At 74.0% G+C, this 17,016-nt stretch carries 11 protein-coding genes and 1 other RNA gene; 10 read left to right on the top strand and 2 right to left on the bottom strand.

Translation table 11 applies throughout. The features are described from left to right. Nucleotides 1–61: 61 nt before the first annotated feature. The 4 genes from ACFOY6_RS10510 to ACFOY6_RS10495 all read left to right on the top strand — a co-directional run bounded on the left by ACFOY6_RS10510 (nt 62) and on the right by ACFOY6_RS10495 (nt 6,216). Complete coding sequence (locus ACFOY6_RS10510) at nt 62–1,573, top strand: aldehyde dehydrogenase family protein (RefSeq protein WP_109516067.1); 1,512 nt, start codon at nt 62–64, stop codon at nt 1,571–1,573. A 185-nt stretch (nt 1,574–1,758) separates the two neighbouring features. Next, nucleotides 1,759–4,023, top strand: coding sequence for an HWE histidine kinase domain-containing protein (locus ACFOY6_RS10505; protein WP_379650590.1), 2,265 nt, complete (start codon nt 1,759–1,761; stop codon nt 4,021–4,023). A 53-nt stretch (nt 4,024–4,076) separates the two neighbouring features. After that, nucleotides 4,077–5,369 carry an AmpG family muropeptide MFS transporter gene (locus ACFOY6_RS10500; protein WP_379650588.1) on the top strand — a complete coding sequence of 431 codons (1,293 nt, stop codon included), beginning with the start codon at nt 4,077–4,079 and terminating at the stop codon, nt 5,367–5,369. A gap of 46 nt (nt 5,370–5,415) precedes the next feature. Beyond that, on the top strand, nt 5,416–6,216 hold the full coding sequence (locus ACFOY6_RS10495) for a DUF1206 domain-containing protein (RefSeq protein WP_379650586.1): 801 nt from the start codon (nt 5,416–5,418) through the stop codon (nt 6,214–6,216). A gap of 10 nt (nt 6,217–6,226) precedes the next feature. On the opposite strand, the gene ACFOY6_RS10490 is transcribed toward ACFOY6_RS10495, so the two are convergent. Continuing rightward, the gene (locus tag ACFOY6_RS10490) at nt 6,227–9,115 is read right to left on the bottom strand and encodes an AsmA family protein (protein WP_379650584.1); all 2,889 of its coding nucleotides are present in this window, start codon (nt 9,113–9,115) and stop codon (nt 6,227–6,229) included. Beyond that, nucleotides 9,115–12,756, bottom strand: a complete 3,642-nt coding sequence (locus tag ACFOY6_RS10485; protein WP_379650582.1) for a hydantoinase B/oxoprolinase family protein — start codon at nt 12,754–12,756, stop codon at nt 9,115–9,117. Before ACFOY6_RS10485 ends, ACFOY6_RS10490 begins: the two co-directional genes overlap by 1 nt. Before the next feature lie 145 nt (nt 12,757–12,901). Between ACFOY6_RS10485 and ACFOY6_RS10480 the strand changes: the two genes are divergently transcribed. From ACFOY6_RS10480 to ftsL, 6 genes are all read left to right on the top strand, one after another. Beyond that, nucleotides 12,902–13,660: a TerB family tellurite resistance protein gene (locus ACFOY6_RS10480; protein WP_379650580.1), complete on the top strand. Its 759-nt coding sequence runs from the start codon at nt 12,902–12,904 to the stop codon at nt 13,658–13,660. After that, nucleotides 13,657–14,433: an N-acetylmuramoyl-L-alanine amidase gene (locus tag ACFOY6_RS10475; protein WP_379650578.1), complete on the top strand. Its 777-nt coding sequence runs from the start codon at nt 13,657–13,659 to the stop codon at nt 14,431–14,433. The genes ACFOY6_RS10480 and ACFOY6_RS10475 overlap by 4 nt, the downstream gene beginning before the upstream one ends. Before the next feature lie 69 nt (nt 14,434–14,502). Beyond that, nucleotides 14,503–14,915: RNase P RNA component class A (rnpB, locus tag ACFOY6_RS10470), an RNA gene on the top strand. Nucleotides 14,916–15,201: 286 nt separating this feature from the next. Further along, nucleotides 15,202–15,663: a division/cell wall cluster transcriptional repressor MraZ gene (gene mraZ, locus ACFOY6_RS10465; RefSeq protein ID WP_109516074.1), complete on the top strand. Its 462-nt coding sequence runs from the start codon at nt 15,202–15,204 to the stop codon at nt 15,661–15,663. Beyond that, nucleotides 15,660–16,595, top strand: coding sequence for a 16S rRNA (cytosine(1402)-N(4))-methyltransferase RsmH (rsmH, locus tag ACFOY6_RS10460; protein ID WP_379633470.1), 936 nt, complete (start codon nt 15,660–15,662; stop codon nt 16,593–16,595). Before mraZ ends, rsmH begins: the two co-directional genes overlap by 4 nt. Next, on the top strand, nt 16,595–17,016 hold a 422-nt coding region (gene ftsL, locus ACFOY6_RS10455), incomplete at its 3' end, for a cell division protein FtsL (RefSeq protein ID WP_456316933.1). The genes rsmH and ftsL, both read left to right, overlap by 1 nt.

Raw genomic sequence — 17,016 nt, 5'->3', positions numbered from 1 at the left:
ATCGTCCGCGGCCAAACCGTTTCCGCGGCCGGGCCGTTCCGGCCGAACCAGGAGGAAAGCCATGCTCGACCGCCCGAACCCCGCCCCGGAGGCCCCCTGCCTGGACCCCTTCGCCCTGGCGAAGGCGCTCTCGGGCGTGCATTTCATCGGCGGCCGCTACACCCCGGCCCGCTCGGGCCGCACCTTCGCGGTGGTGAACCCCGCCACCGGCGGGACGGTGGCCGAGGCGGCGGACGGGGATGCCGCGGATGTCGAGGCCGCGGTGGCCGAGGCGGCGCGCGCGCAGAAGGAATGGGCCAAGGTGCCCGCCCGCAAGCGCGGCGCGCTGGTGCACAAGGCGGCGCAGCTGATCCGCGAGCATGTCGAGGAGCTGTCGCGGCTGGTGGCGCTCGAGACCGGCAAGGCGCTGCGCACGGAGAGCCGCGTCGAGGCCAACAACGTGGCCGACATCTTCGAGTTCTTCGGCGGCCTCGGCGGCGAGATCAAGGGCGAGACGGTGCCCTTCGCGCCGGAGGTGCTGAACATCACGGTGCGCGAGCCGCTCGGCGTGGTGGGCGCCATCATCCCGTGGAACATCCCGATGATGCTGATGGCGCTGAAGGCGGCGCCCGCGCTGGTCGCCGGCAACAGCATCGTCGTCAAGTCGGCGGAGGAGGCGCCGCTCGCGGTGCTGCGCATCGTCGAGCTGATGAACCGCGTGCTGCCGGCGGGCGTGTTCAACATCCTGAGCGGCCAGGGGCCGGAATGCGGCGCGCCGCTCGTCGAACATAAGCTCGTGAAGAAGGTGACCTTCACCGGCTCGGTCGAGACCGGCAAGATCATCTACCGCGCGGCGGCGGAGAAGCTCATCCCCGTCACGCTCGAACTCGGCGGCAAGTCGCCGATGATCGTCTTCGCCGATTGCGATTTCGAAAAGACCGTGCAGGGCGCGCTGACCTCCATGCGCTTCACCCGCCAGGGGCAGAGCTGCACGGCGGCCAGCCGCATCTTCGTCGAGCGCCCGATCTACGAGAAGTTCGTGGCCGAGATGGCCAAGCGCGTCGATGCCATGGTGATGGGCGACCCGCTGGACGAGAAGACCGACATCGGCACCATCATCTCGCCCGGCCAGTTCGAGAAGGTGCAGGGCTTCATCGAGGAGGGGAAGGCCACCGCCGGCGCCGAGGGCCGCGCCTGCTCGGCGATGCCCGCCGATCCCGCGCTGAAGAAGGGGCTGTTCATCCAGCCGCACATCTTCACCGGGCTCGACAAGGAGAGCCGCCTGGTGCGCGAGGAGATCTTCGGCCCCGTCACCGTCGTGTTTCCCTTCGACGACGCGGAGGCGGTGCTGGAGGCGGCCAACGACACCGAGTTCGGCCTCGCCGCGAGCGTCTGGACCAACAACCTCAAGATCGCGCTCGGCTTCGCCCACCGCATCGAGGCGGGGCTGGTGCAGGTGAACCAGAACCTCGTCGTGCAGCCGAACCTTTCCTATGGCGGCGTGAAGGCCTCGGGCCTCGGCAAGGAGGCGAGCCTCGAATCCATGCTCGAGCACTTCACGCACAAGAAGACCATCATGGTGAACATGGCCTGAGGCCGTTTGCCGACATCGCCCGCTTCGTAAGTTTTCGTCACGAAGCGGGCGATACTGCGGGGGGCGTGGCCTGAACAACGCAATGTGCTTCGCGCGCCGCAGGGGTTTCGGCTAGGCCGGTCACGCCTGCCTGAATTGTCCTGCGCGGTCATCTGGGGGCAGGCAGCCTCAGAGATTGGCATGGCATGAGCACTGGAAAGCTGCAGGACAGGACCGCGCCGAAACCCCGAAGACCTGCCCGCTTCCGCGTCCACATCCTGCGGCTGGTGCTCGCCACGGCGCTGCCGCTGGTGGCACTCTCGGCCGGCCTCGCGGTGTGGACGGCGCAGGAGCAGCGCGGCGACATGCTGCGCGCCATGGCAGACACCGCCAACGCGTTGCAGCTCGCGGTCGACCGCGAGCTGCGCGTCACCATCGCGGCGCTGGAGGTGCTTTCCACCTCGCCCGACCTCGACCGCGCCCTGCAGCAGGAGGCGGCGGAGCAGGCGCTGGCCTCGTTCCACGCCCAGGCCTCGGCGCTGGTGGCGCGCCGCACGGCGGCGCTGCTGAATGTCAGCCTCTACTCGGTCGGGACAGCCCGCCAGGTGCTGAACACGCTGGTGGTCCCCGGCGCTGTGCTGCCGGCCGGCCGGCCGATGCGCTTCCCGCCCCGCCCGGAGGCCGCCGGGCAGGAGGCCCCCGCCTTCATGCGCGCCGTGCTGCAGGGGGACGAGCCCTATGTCTCGGACCTCTACTGGCCGGCCCTGGCGCGCAACTGGGTGGTGGCCGTGGCCCTGCCGGTGCGGCGGGAGGGGCGCACCATCGCCGTGCTGGCGGCCAATCTCCGCCCCGAGGGCATCGCCCGCATCCTGCAGGACCAGTCGCCGCCGCCGGGCTGGATCGCCTCCGTGGTGGACCGCTCCGGCATCGTCGTCGCGCGCTCGCTGGAGCAGGAGGTGTGGCTCGCGCAGCCCGCCACGCCGGAGATCCGCGCCTTCCTGCAGGCCGGCCAGGGCCGGGGCGGGCTGGTCCGCACCCATTCCTACGACAAGGTGCCGGTCTACGCCGCGGTCCGCCGCACCGGCACCATGCCCTGGATGGTGGTCTACGCGGCGCCGCGCCTGCAGGTGGACGGCCCGCTCTGGCGGGCGCTCGGCCTCGCCAGCGTGGGCGGGCTGTGCGCCGCCCTCCTGGCCGCGCTGGCCGCGCTGTGGCTCGGCCGCATACTGGGGCGGGAGATCGAGGGGCTGGGCATCGACGCCGCCGCCGTCGCCCTGGCGGAGGCACCGCCCCCGGCCCGTGCCTCCGCCACGGTGCGGGAGGTGGCCATGGCGCGGGCCAGCCTGATCCGCGCCGGCGAGGCGCTGCGCCTGCGCGCCCGTGCCAAGCGGGAGGCCGAGGCCAACCAGGCGCTGCTGGTGCGCGAGGTGGACCACCGCGCCAAGAACGCGCTGGCCGTGGCCCTTTCCCTGGTGCGGCTGGCACCGCGCGACGTGCCGCCGGAGCGCTTCGCCACCTCGGTGGAGGGGCGTGTCGCCGCCATGGCGCGGGCGCACGCGCTGCTGGCCAGCCATGCCTGGCTGGGGGCCGAGCTGCGCGCGGTGGCGGAGGGCGAGCTGGCCGCGCACCAGGGCGCCGTCCGCATCGACGGCCCGCCGGCCCGCATCGCCGCGATCGCCGTGCAGCCGCTGTCCATGCTGCTGCATGAGATGTCCGCCAATGCGGTGCGGCATGGCGCGCTGAGCCACCCGGAGGGACGCCTCTCGCTGAGCTGGGCCTTCACCGGCCAGGATGGCGGGCTGCGCCTGTTGTGGGAGGAGAGCGGCGTGCCGCAGGCCGACACCGCGCCGCCCGACCTGCCGCCACCGCGCCCCGGCTTCGGGCTCCGGCTGGTGCGGCAACTGGCCGAGCGGCAGCTGGGCGGCCTGCTGCGCCTGGTCTGGGGCGAGGATGGGCTGCGCGCCTCCCTCACCCTGCCGGCCCGGCATGTCAGCGCGCCGGACGGCCCCGCCTGGCGCACCGCCGCGCCGATCCTGGCCACCCCGGCCGAGGCCGCCACGGCGCTGCTGCCGCTGATCGACGACCCCTCCTCTCCGCCCAGCGTGCTGGTGGTGGAGGATGAGTCGATGCTGGCACTGGAGGCGGCGGTGCTGCTGCAGGAGATGGGCTGCACGCCGGTAGGCCCGGCGCACACCCTGCAGGAGGCGCTGGCCCTGGCAGCCGGCACGCCGCGGCTGAGCGCCGCGTTGCTGGACGTGAACCTGGCCGGCGAGGTGGTCTTCCCGCTCGCCGAGGTGCTGCGGGCGCGGCAGGTGCCCATCATCTTCATCACCGGCTATGGCAGCGACGCCGAGCTGTCCGTCCATGCCGCGGCGGCCACGGCGGTGCTGCGCAAGCCCTATGCGCGCGGCGCCCTGGCCGAGGCGCTGCGCCGTGCCCTGCGCCATCGCCCGGAGCCGGGCACCGCCTGAGGCGGCGCGGCGGCGGTTCAAAAGCCGCCCCGCGCATGGCAGGGTGGGCGCCCATGCGCCTTCCCCTCCCCGCGATCGCCAGCGACCGCCGATTCCTCATCATGCTGGCCCTTGGCTTCTCCGCCGGGGTTCCGCTGCCGCTCACCGCCTTCGTGCTGCGGCAGTGGATGTCGGAAGCCAACATTCCGCTCACCGCCATCGGGCTGACGGCGCTGATCGGCCTCTCCTACTCGCTGAAATTCCTCTGGGCGCCGCTGATCGACCATGCGGCGCCGCCCTTCTTCCGCCGCTGGGGCCGGCGGCGCGGCTGGCTGGCCAGCATCCAGCCGGTGCTGGCGCTTGCCATCCTGGCGCTCGGCTTCACCAACCCGGCCGTGGCGCCGGAGATCACGGTGGCGGTCGCGGTGCTGGTGGCCTTCCTCTCCGCCAGCCAGGACATCGTGGTGGATGCCTACCGCATCGAGTTCCTGGAGGAGCGGCAGCAGGGCCTTGGCCTCGCCTACTATGTCTGGGGCTATCGCGGCGCGCTGCTGGCCTCCAACGCCGGCGCGCTGACGGTGGCCGAGTTCGCCGGCTGGACGGCGGCCTTCGCCTATTGCGCGGCGCTGGTGGGCATCGGCTTCGTCGCGGTGTGGCGCGGGCCGGAGCCGGCGGCGCCGCCCGCCTCGGCGCTGGGCTGGTCGGCGCGGCTGCGCGCCGCGGTGGCGGACCCCTTCGCCGATTTCGTCCGCCGCCCCTACTGGCTCTGGATCCTGCTGTTCATCGCCCTGTTCAAGCTGGGCGAGGCGCTGGCGGGGGTGATGACGGCGCCCTTCTACCGCGACCTCGGCTTCTCCCGCACCGAGGTGGCGGCGGTCTCCAGCGTGTTCGGCCTGTTCGCCACGCTGCTCGGCGCGCTGGCGGGGGGCTGGCTGGTGGTGCGCATCGGCACCGCCCGCGCCCTGGTGCTGACCGGCCTGACGCAGATGCTCTCCAACCTGATGTACGTGGCGCTCGCCCATGCCGGGCACGACATGCCCATGCTCTGGGCCCAGGTGGGCGTCGAGAACTTCACCGACGGCCTGGCCGACGCCGCCTTCGTCACCTACCTCTCCAGCCTCACCAGCCGCGCCTTCACCGCCACGCAATACGCGCTGCTCTCCTCCCTGGCGGCGGTGCCGCTGCGCACGCTGGGCGCCAGTTCCGGCTCCCTCGCCGAATGGCTGGGCTGGGCGGATTTCTTCCTGCTCACCACCTTCGCGGCGCTGCCCGCCATGGGGGTCATGCTGTTCCTGCTGGCACGTCTGCCGCCGGCGCGGCGACACCCGCCGGAAGAGAGTTCGGCGCTGCCTGCATCGGAAAGCTGAGTCGCGGCGTTACAGAGGTCCCGCACTCGCACCGGAGGCCCTGCCCGTGCCATCCCATCGCCATGCGCTCGAGATGTTCGCGCGGCTCGGCTACGCCGCGCGCGGCGCGGTCAGCCTGATTATCGGCTCGCTGGCGCTGCTGGCGGCCGTCGGGCCCGGCGGCCAGGCCACAGGCTCGAAGGGGGCGCTGCGGGAGCTGCTGCTGCACCCCTTCGGCGGCGTCCTGCTGGGCGTGGTGGGGCTCGGCCTGTTCGGCTTCGCCCTGTGGCGGGCCCTGCAGGGGCTGCTCGATGCCGACAACCATGGCCACGGCGCCAAGGCGCTGGCCATCCGCGGCGGCGCCCTGATCTCGGCGGTCGCCTATACCGGCCTCGGCATCTCCGCCTTCGGCCTCCTGCTCGGCCGCGGCGGCGGCGGCGGCGGCGACGACCAGTCGGCGCAGGACTGGACGCGCTGGCTGCTGGCCAAGCCGGCGGGCGAGGTGCTGGTGGCGGCGATCGGGCTGATCGTCATGGGGGTGGGCGTGGCGATGCTGGCGCGCGGCTGGCGCGCCTCCTTCACCCGCCATCTGCGCTGCCCGGCCGAGGCCTCCCGCTGGGTGGTGCCGCTCGGCCGGCTCGGCTTCGCGGCGCGCGGGGTGGTGTTCCTCATCATCGGGCTGTTCCTGGTGGTGGCCGCCTGGCAGTCCGACCCGCAGGAGGTGCGCGGCCTGGGCAGCGCCCTGCTGGCCCTGCAGGCGCAGCCCTTCGGCCGCGTGCTGTTCGGGGTGGTGGCGCTGGGCCTGGCCGCCTTCGGCGCCTTCGAGTTCGCGGAGGCGCGCTACCGCCGCATCGACGCGCCCGGCTGAGCCGGGGCGCTCAGCGCTCCGCCCGCCAGCGCAGCCAGGGCGCCAGCTCCGGAACACGGCGCGGCAGGGGCAGCGGCCCGGTCAGGCGCAGGCCGAATTCCGGCCCCTCCGCGTCGCGCAGCGCCAGCATCAGGTCCATGCCGGCCCGTGCCAGGTCCACCTCGCCGGCCAGGGTGGCGCCAGCCGTCTCGGCCATCGCCATGCGCCCCTGCTCCAGCACCGCGCGCCCGGACTGGATGCGCGCGGCGAGGTCGAACGCCTCGAAGGCGGTCGCGCCATCGCCCAGCGCGGCCCGCAGCCCGGCCTCGGCGGTGCCGGAATCGGCACGCTCGGCGGCGGCCAGGGCCCCGCGCAGGTCGGCGCCGGCGAGGATGCCGTCGCGCACCGAGAACCGCGCTTGGCCTTCCAGCGTGGCGAGCAGGGCGGCGGGGCTGTGGCCCGTGGCGCGCAGCCGCACCTCCCCCTCCACCCGCCCGGCCGAGAGGTCGAGCGGCAGGCCGGTGAGCGGGCCGGTCAGGGCGACACCCGAGACATTGCCCTGCACGGCCAGGGTGGGCGGGCTGGCGGCACCGTCCAGCCGCAGCGCGCCGGAGAGGCGCCCGCCGGCAAGCTGGCCACGGAGGCCCTCCAGCGCGAGGGTGCCATCCTGCAGGCGCAGCGTGGCGGAAGCCTGCTCCAGCACCGGCAGCCCCACCGGCTCCACGCGCTGCGCCGCCAGCGCCAGCTCGGCATCCAGCAGCTGGAGCCCTTCCAGCACCATCGGCTCGCGCGAGCGCCAGTCGAGGCCCGGCAGCAGCAGCCGCTCGGCCGAGACGCGCCCGGTCAGGCGTGGCTGGCGCGCGCCCTGCGCCAGGCTGAGCTGCCCGCTCAGCCGCAGCCCGGCGGCGACCAGGTCGAAATTCTCCGCCGTCAGCTCCTGCGGCGAGAGCGCGACATTGGCGATGAGCGAGAGCGAGCCCTCATCCAGCCAGCCAGGCAGGGCGAGGCTGGCCAGCTCCGCCAGCAGGCGGGGCGCGCCCGGGTGGCGCAGCGTCAGCGCGCCGGCGTAGCGCGGCAGGGCGAGGTCCAGCGTGCCGTTCAGCTCCGCCCGCAGGTCGCCCAGCTCCAGCCCGCCGCGCAGCGCCAGCGCGCCGGCGGGGCCGCTGCCGGAGAGCCGCAGTGAGAGTGGCGCCCCCGCGATCGGCATGTGGTCCGGCCAGCCGCCGGGCAGCAGCGCCAGCAGCGGCGCCGCGACGGGAGCGCTCACTTCCAGCGCCAGGTCGGTCAGCCGCGGTGCCGGGCCGAGCTGCGCAACGCCGGAGAGGGCCAGCTCGCTCTCCGCCAGGCGGGCGGCGAGGCGGCGCGCGGTGAGGCGGCCATTCTCCAGCGCGGCGTCGGCGGAGAGGCCCTGGAAGGTCAGGCCGCGCCATTCGGCCTGCTCGGCGGAGAGGCGCAGATTGGCGTCGATGCCGGCCAGGCGCGCCTGGATGGCAGGCCAGCCGATGCCGGATGGCAGCCAGCCATCCAGCGCCAGCTTCTCGAAATTCAGCCCGAGTCCCAGCGCCGGCCGCGGGCCGAAGCGCAGCACCCCGGCGCCGGAGACCCGGTTGCCGTCCAGCGTGGCGGTGAATTCAGGAATGGCCGCCTGGTTCTCGTCCAGCGTCAGGCGCAGCCTGCCCTCGCCACGGCGCAGGTGGGAGGGATCGGTGCCCTCCAGCGGCAGGCCGAGGGCGGCGAGGGTGGCGCGCAGCCCCTCGCCCCGGAAGCGCAGCGCCGCCTCCAGCCGGCCGGCGCCGGGCCGGCCGGTGGTGGCGCCGTCCAGCTCGATCTCGGTGTCGCCCGGCAGCAGGGCGCCGATATTGGTCAGCGTCAGGCGCTCGCCATCCAGGGAGAGGGCGCCGCGCAGCCGGCGCAGCGTCACGCCGCGCAGCTGGGCGGCCTCCGCCGTCAGGTCCAGGCCGAATGGCAGGGGCGGCCCGCCGGCGCCGCGCAGCGCCGCCACCCACGGGTCCAGTTCCACCCGGCCGGTCTGCAGCGCGATGTCGAGGCGCGGCACGGGGCTGACGCGCAGCGTGGCGGCGCCGCGCGCCGGGCTGCCGGCGATGTCGAGGCTCAGATCCTCCGCCGCCAGCAGCTCGGCCGTGACGCTGAGCCGGCCGCGCAGCCGGAAGCTGCCCGGCGGCGCCGGCAGCAGCGCCGCGAGGTCGCTGCCGCCGCCCTGCAGGCTGCCCTCGAAGCCACCCTCCGGCAGCAGCACGCCGCTGGCGGAGACGGAGGCGCGGGCGCCGCTCAGCGTCAGCGCCAGCGGCGCGATGCCATCCCAGCCCGGGCGGCCGAGCGTGGTCTCGAAGGCCACCTCGGTCTGCCGCCAGCGGAACTGGCCGTCGATGCGCAGCGCATCGGCCGGGCCGCCGGCGGCGAGATCGGCCTCCACCTGCTCCAGCGCCACCTGGCCAAGGATGATGCGGGAATCCTGGATGCGGCCCTGCAACCCGGTGAGCCAGGGTGGCGGGCGGAAGGGCTGGCCGGGCGCCGGCGGCCAGGGCAGGCGGATCTCGGCGCCGACCACCGCCACCTCGCGCGGCTCCAGCTCCAGCCGCAGCAGGGCGGCCCAATCCAGCCGCAGCCGCAGCGCCCGCGCCTCGATCGAGATCTCGCCATCCGGCCCGCCGATGGTGACGCCGCCCGCCTCCAGCATGGGCTGCGGCAGCAGCGCCAGCCGCACCGGGCCGGCCAGCGTCACCGGCTGGCCGAGCCGGCCGGCGGCGAGGATGGCCAGCCGGTCGCGGTGCTCGTTCCAGTCCGTCAGGCGCGGGCCGAACCACAGGCCGGCCAGCACCAGCAGCGGCAGCAGCGCCAGCGCGCCCAGGGCCAGCCAGCGGCCGCGCCCGGGCGGGGCGGATGGCGCGGGCCGTGGCATCAGCCGGACCGGGCCTCCCCCGCCGCGCCCCAGCCGCCGCCGCCGGGCGTCTCCAGCCCCAGCACCTCGCCCTCGGCGAGCTCGGCGCGGTCCCGCCCGCCGAGGGGCTGCACCGTGCCGTCCAGCCGCTCCACCCATTGCCGGCCGGGCGCGCCGTCGGCGCCGCCATGCAGCCCGTGCGGCGGCACCTCGCGCCGGCTGGCGACGATGATGGCCTGCATCGGCCGCAGGAAGCGGATGCGCCGCCGCGCGCCATCGCCGCCGCGCCAGCGCCCCCGCCCGCCCGAGCCGCGGCGGATGGCGAACTCCTCCAGCCGCACCGGGTAGCGCAGCTCCAGGATCTCGGGGTCGGTCATGCGGGTGTTGGTCATGTGGGTCTGCACGGCCGAGGCGCCGTCGAACCCCTCCCCCGCGCCGGTGCCGCCGCACACCGTCTCGTAGTACTGGTAGCGGTCGTCGCCGAAGAGCAGGTTGTTCATCGTCGCCTGGGCGCAGGCGCAGGCGTCGAGCGCGGCGAGCAGCGCGTTGGCGGTGTTCTGGCTGACCTCCGTGTTGCCGGCCACCACCGCGGCACCCGGCTCGGGCGAGAGGAAGGAGCCGCGCGGCACCACGATCTCCAGCGGCACCAGGCAGCCATCGTTGAGCGGGATGTCCTCGCCCACCAGGCAGCGGAAGCAGTAGAGCACCACGGCGCGCGTCACCGCCTCGGGGGCGTTGAAGTTGCCGGGGCGCTGCGGCGCGGTGCCGGTGAAGTCGATGGTGGCGCGGCGCGCGGCGCGGTCCACCCGCACGGCGACACGCAGCGGCGCGCCATCGTCCATGGTGTAGGCGAATTCGCCGTCCTGCAGCCGGTCCAGCACCTGCCGCACCGCCTCCTCGGCATTGTCCATCACGTGGCGCATATAGGCGCGCACGGTGGGCAGGCCGAATTGCGAGACCGCCCGGCGCAGCTCCTGCACGCCCGTCTCGTTGGCCGCCACCTGGGCCTTGATGTCGGCCACGTTCACGTCCGGGCTGCGCGCCGGGTACTTCGCGCCCGCAAGCAGGGCGCGGAAGGGCGCCTCCTGGAAGGCGCCGCCATCGACGAGCAGGAAGTCGTCGATGACCACCCCCTCCTCCTCCAGCGTGCGGGAATCGGGGGGCGTGGAGCCGGGGGTGAGGCCGCCGATATCGGCGTGGTGGCCACGGCTGCCGACGAAGAACAGGATCTCCCTCCCCGCCTCGTCGAAGACTGGGGTGATGACGGTGATGTCCGGCAGGTGGGTGCCGCCATTGTAGGGGTTGTTCAGCGCCACCACGTCGCCGGGCTTCAGCGTGGCGCCGCGGCTGTCGATGACGGTGCGGACGCTCTGCCCCATGGCGCCGAGATGCACCGGCACGTGCGGCGCGTTGGCCACGAGGCGCCCCTCGGCGTCGAAGATGGCGCAGGAGAAGTCCAGCCGCTCCTTGATGTTCACGCTGAGCGAGGTGTTCTGCAGCACCGTGCCGGTCTGCTCGGCGATGCTCATGAACAGGTTGTTGAACAGCTCCAGCAGCACCGGGTCCGGCCGCGCGGCGGCGCCCGCCCCGGCCTCGGCCGTCTCCGCCTTCGGCCGCGGCGTGGTGCGGCGGAGGATCATGTGGTCGAGCGGCGTCACCTCGGCGGTCCAGCCGGGCTCGACCACGGTGGTCGCGGTGCGCTCGCGGATCAGCGCCGGGCCGGCGATGCGGTCGCCCGCGCGGAGCGCCTCGCGGTCCAGCACCGGGGCCGCGTGCTCGGTGCCGCCGGTGAAAAGCGGCACGGTGTCCACCGCCGCCGGCGCCTCGCCCGCAGCGCGGGGCGGCAGGCGGGGCTCCTCCACCGCCTCGCCGGGGGCGATGACCTCCACCACGCAGGCCTCCACCAGCACCGGCCGCTCGGGCGTGGCGAAGCCGAAACGGCGGCGATGCGCCTCGGTGAAGGCTTCAAGCACGGCCGCGTGGTCGCCGAAGGGCACCGGCAGGAAGCTGTCCGTGCCGGCGTAGCGCAGGTGCAGGCGCGGCTCGGCGCGCAGCCGGGCGGGCTCGGCGCCCTGGGCTTCCAAGGCGGCGCGGCCCTCGGCCTCCAGCCCGGCGATGCGCTCCGCCAGCGCTTCCATCCCCTCGGGCGAGAGCGGCGCCTCGATGGCGGCCTCCTGGATCACCCCCTGGTCGGCCAGCCCCATGCCATAGGCGGAGAGCACGCCGGCGAAGGGGTGGATGAACACCGTCTCCATGCCCAGCTCGTCCGCCACCAGGCAGGCATGCTGCCCGCCGGCGCCGCCGAAGCATTGCAGGGCGTGGCCGGCGGGGTCGTGCCCCTTCTGGATGGAGACCTGCTTGATGGCCTGCGCCATGTTGGCGATGGCGATGCGGAGGAACCCTTCGGCCACGGCGCGCGGGTCCTGCCGCGGCTGGCCGGTGGCGGCGGCGATCTCGGCGGCCATGGCCGCGAACTTCTCGCGCACCACCGCGGCATCCAGCGGCTCGTCCCCGTTCGGGCCGAAAATCGGCGGGAAGTGGGCGGGCTGGATCTTGCCCGCCATGACGTTGGCGTCCGTCACCGTCAGCGGGCCGCCGCGCCGGTAGCAGGCGGGGCCGGGCACGGCGCCGGCGCTCTCCGGCCCCACGCGGAAGCGGGCGCCGTCGAAGGAGAGGATGGAGCCGCCGCCCGCCGCCACGGTGTTGATGGCCATCATCGGCGCGCGCATCCGCACGCCCGCCACCACCGTCTCGAAGGCGCGCTCGAACTGGCCGGCATAGAGCGCCACGTCGGTCGAGGTGCCGCCCATGTCGAAGCCGATGATCTTCTCGAAGCCCGCCATGCCGGCGGTGCGGGCGGCGCCGACGATGCCGCCGGCCGGGCCGGACAGGATGGCGTCCTTGCCCTGGAATTTTTCCGCGAGCGTCAGCCCGCCGGAGGACTGCATGAAGTAGAGCGGCACGCCGGGGAGCTGCTCCGCCACCTGCTCCACATAGCGGCGCAGGATGGGGGAGAGGTAGGCGTCCACCACCGTGGTGTCCCCGCGCGGCACGATGCGCGGCAGGGGCGAGGCCTCGTGGCTGAGGCTGACCTGGGTGTAGCCCACCGCCCGCGCGATGGCGCCGAGCCGCCGCTCATGCTCCGGCGCCAGCCAGGCATGCATCAGCACGATGGCCACGGCGCGGATGCCGTCGGCGAAGCCGGCCTCCAGCGCGGCGCGGGCGGCGCCCTCGTCGAGCGGCTCGATCTCGGTGCCGTCGGCGGCGATGCGGCCGCCGATCTCCACGGCGCGCTCGTGCAGCAGCTCGGGCAGGCGGATGTCGAGGTCGAACAGCCGCGGCCGGGCCTGGTTGCCGATCCGCAGCGCGTCGGCGAAGCCGCGGTTGACCAGCAGCAGCACCCGCTCGCCCTTGCGCTCCAGCAGGGCGTTGGTGGCCACCGTGGTGCCCATCTTCACCGCCTCGATGGTGCCGGGCGGAATCGGCGCGCCTTCGGGCAGGCCGAGGCAGGCGCGGATGCCGGCCACGGCCGCGTCGCGGTAGCGGCCCGGATTCTCGGACAGCAACTTCCGCGTGGACAGCGCCCCTGCAGGATCGCGTGCCACGATATCGGTGAAGGTGCCGCCCCGATCGACCCAGAACTGCCAGCCCGCTGCGGTCATCCCGTGCTCTCCGATTCTCGCCGCCTCCGTGTGGCGCCCGGCGGCGCGCCATGCAAGGGCCGAGACGCCACCGGAGGCAATGGCAGGCTGCCCCCGGGCATGGTAGGGAGAGGCTGACAGCACAAAGGCGGGAGGCTGGCGGGCCTTGAGTTTGTGGGGCAAGATCCTCGGCGGCGTGACGGGCTTCGCCATGGGCGGGCCGTTCGGCGCGGTGGTCGGGGCGGCGCTCGGCCATGCGGCCGACGAGGGGGCGACGCGCCTGCCGGAGCTGGACACCCGGCCCGAGGCCATCGCCCGCATCACCAACCGCGATCAGCTCTTCTCGATCGGCGTCATCGTGCTGTCGGCCAAGCTGGCCAAGGTGGATGGCGCGGTGAAGCGCGAGGAGATCGACGCCTTCAAGCGCGCCTTCCGCATCCCGCCCGAGAGCCAGCGGGAGGTAGGGCTGCTGTTCGACAAGGCGCGCGAGGAGCCGGGCGGCTACGAGCCCTTCGCCAACCGCATGGGCGAGGCCTTCGCCGACAACAGGGTGATGCTGGAGGAGGTGCTGACCGCGCTGCACCACATCGCCCGCGCCGACGGGCCAATGACGCGCAGCGAGGCGGTGTTCCTGGCGAAGGTGCGGCAGAGCTTCCGGCTGGACGATGCCAGCGAGGCGCGTGCCCAGGCCGGGCAGTCGGCCCTGGTGCGGCCGCGCGGGCCGGACCCCTATGCCGTGCTCGGCGTGCCGCCGGCCGCCACGGACGACCAGGTGCGCCAGGCCTGGCGCAAGCTGATGCGCGAATACCACCCGGACAGCCTGGCCGCGCGCGGCGTGCCGCCCGAGCAGGTGCGCCGCGCCTCCGACAAGGTGGCCGAGATCAACGCCGCCTGGGACCGCATCAAGCGGGAGCGCAATCTTTGAGGGGGGCGGCAGCGGCCGGGCAGACCCTCCCGGGAGCCTCCCTGGATACCGCCCTGCCCTGCCGGGACCGCGCCAGCCCCAACCACGACTCGCGCCCCGAGGGCGTGCCGGTGGACATGCTGGTGCTGCACTACACCGGCATGGCCAGCGCCGCCGCCGCGCTCGACCGGCTCTGCGACCCCGCCCCGCCGCCGCCGCTGCCCCGCGTCTCCTGCCACTATCTCGTGGAGGAGGACGGGCTGATCTGGCGGCTGGTGCCGGAGGGGCGGCGCGCCTGGCATGCCGGCATCTCCTTCTGGCGGGGCCATGACACGCTGAACGGCCGCAGCATCGGCATCGAGATCGCCAATCCCGGCCATGAATGGGGCTACCGCCCCTTCCCCGCGCTGCAGATGGCGGCGGTGGCCGAGCTTTGCCTCGACATCCTGGCGCGCCACCCGATTCCGCCCTGCAACGTGGTCGGCCACAGCGACATCGCGCCCGACCGGAAGCAGGACCCGGGCGAGTTGTTCGACTGGGAAGGGCTGGCCGCCAACGGCGTCGGCCTGTGGCCGCGCGGCATCACCGGGGCGGAAACGGCACCGGCGCCGGGCGGCGTGGCGCGGGCGCTGCCGCTGCTGGCCCGCATCGGCTACCCCGTGGACCCGGCCCGGCCGGAGCTGGCGCTGGCCGCCTTCCAGCGCCGCTGGCGGCAGGAAACCGTCGATGGCCGGGCCGATGCCGGCACCCTGCGGCGGCTGGAAGCCGTGGCGGCGCTGTATCCGCCGGTCTGAGCCGGCCCCGGCGCCGGGCACCCGCGGCGCATTGACTTCCCGGCGCCGCCGGCGCACAGGACCGCCGCGTCAGATGGCCGGGCGGCCGCTGGCTCCGGGCAGGTTCCGGGGCTGGAGGAAAGTCCGGGCTCCACGGGAATACGGTGCCGGTCAACGGCCGGCGAGGGCGACCTCAGGGAAAGTGCCACAGAAATCAGACCGCCAGCCCGGCTTGCCGCGCTGGTAAGGGTGAAACGGTGCGGTAAGAGCGCACCGCGCCCCTGGCAACAGGGGCGGCACGGTAAACCCCACCGGGAGCAAGGCCGAATAGGGGTGGCCGGCGGGAGTCCCGCGAGGGACTCGGCCGCAGGGGCGTTCCCGCCCCGCCACCCGGGTTGGCCGCGAGAGGCATGCCGCAAGGCATGTCCCAGAGGAATGGTCGCCCCGGGCAGGTGGCTTGCCGCCTGCCCGGACAGAACCCGGCTTACAGGCCATCTGACGCACACTCCCCAATCCGACTCACAATCCGAACAGTCGTAACACAGCGCCGAAGGTGCGCTGGATAAGACAATGTTTTCCCTGTGTTCGGGATGGGCTTTGGCGGGGGTTTTACCCTTGCTGCCCAAACTGAACCCATGATATCCCAACTTATCCCATGAACGATCCGTAGCTCGGGGGGGCGAGGGAGTCGTGAAGGGGATGGTCGGGTGAGCCGGCGGGGTCGGGGGGCCTCGCCGGCCGCTTTCCGGCCGGGACTTTATCACCGCCGCAGGGGGACAGGGCGGCCAGATGACCCGGTTCATGGGGACACACACCAATCGGCTGGACCGCAAGGGACGGGTTTCCGTGCCTGCGCCCTTTCGTGCGGAGCTCACCCGGCTGGGGAGCGACGAGCTGGTGCTGCGCCCTTCCCACAAGCATTCCTGCCTGGAGGCCTGGCCGATGCCCGCCTTCGAGGCCGAGACGGGCAAGCTGGAACAGCTCGAAGTGTTTTCCGACGAGCATGACGACCTCGCCGCCACCCTCTTCGCCGATTCCTATCCCATGCGCCCGGATGGCGAAGGCCGCATCATGCTGCCCGAGGAGCTGATCGCCCATGCCGGGCTGAGCGACTCCATCGCCTTCATCGGCCTGGGCCGCATCTTCCAGATGTGGGAGCCCGCCGCCGGGCGGCAGCGCAATCTCGCGGCGCGGCAGAACGCCTCCGCGAAGGGCATGACCCTGCCCGCCACGCCGCGGGGCGCGGCATGAGCGGCCATGTCCCCGTCATGCTGGCCGAGGTGCTGGCCGCGCTCGCCCCGCGCGAGGGCGGGATCTATGTCGATGGCACCTTCGGCGGCGGCGGCTATGCCCGCGCCATCCTGGAGGCGGCGCCCTGCACCCTGCACGCCATCGACCGCGACCCGGATGCCATCGCCCGCGGCGCCGCGCTGCGCGATGCCTTCGCTGGCCGGCTGCACCTGCATGAGGGCCGCTTCGGCGACATGGGCACGCTGCTGGCCGAGGCTTCGGTGCCGGCGGTCGACGGCGTGGTGCTCGACCTCGGCGTCTCCTCCTTCCAGATCGACCAGGCGGAGCGCGGCTTCTCCTTCCGCTTCGACGGCCCGCTCGACATGCGGATGGAGAAGGCCGGCCCCTCCGCCGCCGACCTGGTGAACCGCCTGCCGGAGGCCGAGCTCGCCACCGTGCTGTGGGAGCTGGGCGAGGAGCGGCATTCCCGCCGCATCGCCCGCGCCATCGTCGCCGCCCGGCGCGAGGCGCCGATCGAGACGACGGGGCGGCTGGTGCAGGTGATCCATTCCGTGATGCCGCGCGACCCCTCCGGCATGGACAGCGCCACCCGCTCCTTCCAGGCGCTGCGCCTGAAGGTGAATGACGAGCTGGGCGAGGTGGAGCGCGGCCTCGCCGCCGCCGCGAAGCTGCTGGCCCCCGGCGGGCGGCTGGTGGTGGTGGCCTTCCACTCGCTGGAGGACCGGCTGGTGAAGCGCTTCATGCAGGCCGCCGCCGGCCGCGCCCCCGGCGCCTCGCGCCACACGCCGGCCGCCATGCACGCGCCTGTCACGCGCGCGGGGTTCCGCCTCGTCACGAACAACGCCCAGCGCCCGGGGGATGCCGAGACATCGGCCAACCCGCGCGCCCGATCCGCCCGCCTGCGGGCCCTTGAGAAGCTGGAGGAGGCCTGATGTTCCGCCCCCTGACCGTGGTCGCCATCGCTGCCTTCAGCCTGGTCGGCTGGCACGTCTACCGTGCCGAGGAAGCCGCGACGCAGCTCGACCGCGAGATGCGCGACCTGAACCGCCGCATCGAGCAGGCGCGGGAGCGGACCCAGGTGCTGCGCGCCGAATGGGCGATGCTGAACGAGCCGGAGCGGCTGCGCCAGGTGGCGCAGCGGCACCTGACGCTGGAGACCATGACCCCCGACCAGTTCGTGCGCATGGCCGAGCTGGAGCGGCGCCTGCCGCAGGCGGTGGCCTTCGCCGGGCCGGTCAGCCTGTTCGGCTCGGCGCCCGAGGTGGCGGTGGCCGCGGCCACACCCGCCGCGCCGCAGCCGGCCACCCAGGGCACGGTCCAGGCCGCCGCCCCGCAGCCGCCGGCGGCCGCCCG

This window comes from Teichococcus aestuarii (genome assembly GCF_042651065.1).
Lineage (GTDB): Bacteria > Pseudomonadota > Alphaproteobacteria > Acetobacterales > Acetobacteraceae > Pseudoroseomonas > Pseudoroseomonas aestuarii.
This window is presented reverse-complemented; position numbering and strand designations above follow the sequence as displayed.

Excerpts from the sequence above, each read along its gene's own strand:
- ACFOY6_RS10510 (WP_109516067.1), top strand. The coding sequence starts at position 62 with ATGCTCGACCGCCCGAACCCCGCCCCGGAGGCCCCCTGCCTGGACCCC.
- ACFOY6_RS10505 (WP_379650590.1), top strand. The coding sequence starts at position 1,759 with ATGAGCACTGGAAAGCTGCAGGACAGGACCGCGCCGAAACCCCGAAGA.
- ACFOY6_RS10500 (WP_379650588.1), top strand. The coding sequence starts at position 4,077 with ATGCGCCTTCCCCTCCCCGCGATCGCCAGCGACCGCCGATTCCTCATC.
- ACFOY6_RS10490 (WP_379650584.1), bottom strand. The coding sequence starts at position 9,115 with ATGCCACGGCCCGCGCCATCCGCCCCGCCCGGGCGCGGCCGCTGGCTG.
- ACFOY6_RS10485 (WP_379650582.1), bottom strand. The coding sequence starts at position 12,756 with ATGACCGCAGCGGGCTGGCAGTTCTGGGTCGATCGGGGCGGCACCTTC.
- mraZ (WP_109516074.1), top strand. The coding sequence starts at position 15,202 with ATGACCCGGTTCATGGGGACACACACCAATCGGCTGGACCGCAAGGGA.
- rsmH (WP_379633470.1), top strand. The coding sequence starts at position 15,660 with ATGAGCGGCCATGTCCCCGTCATGCTGGCCGAGGTGCTGGCCGCGCTC.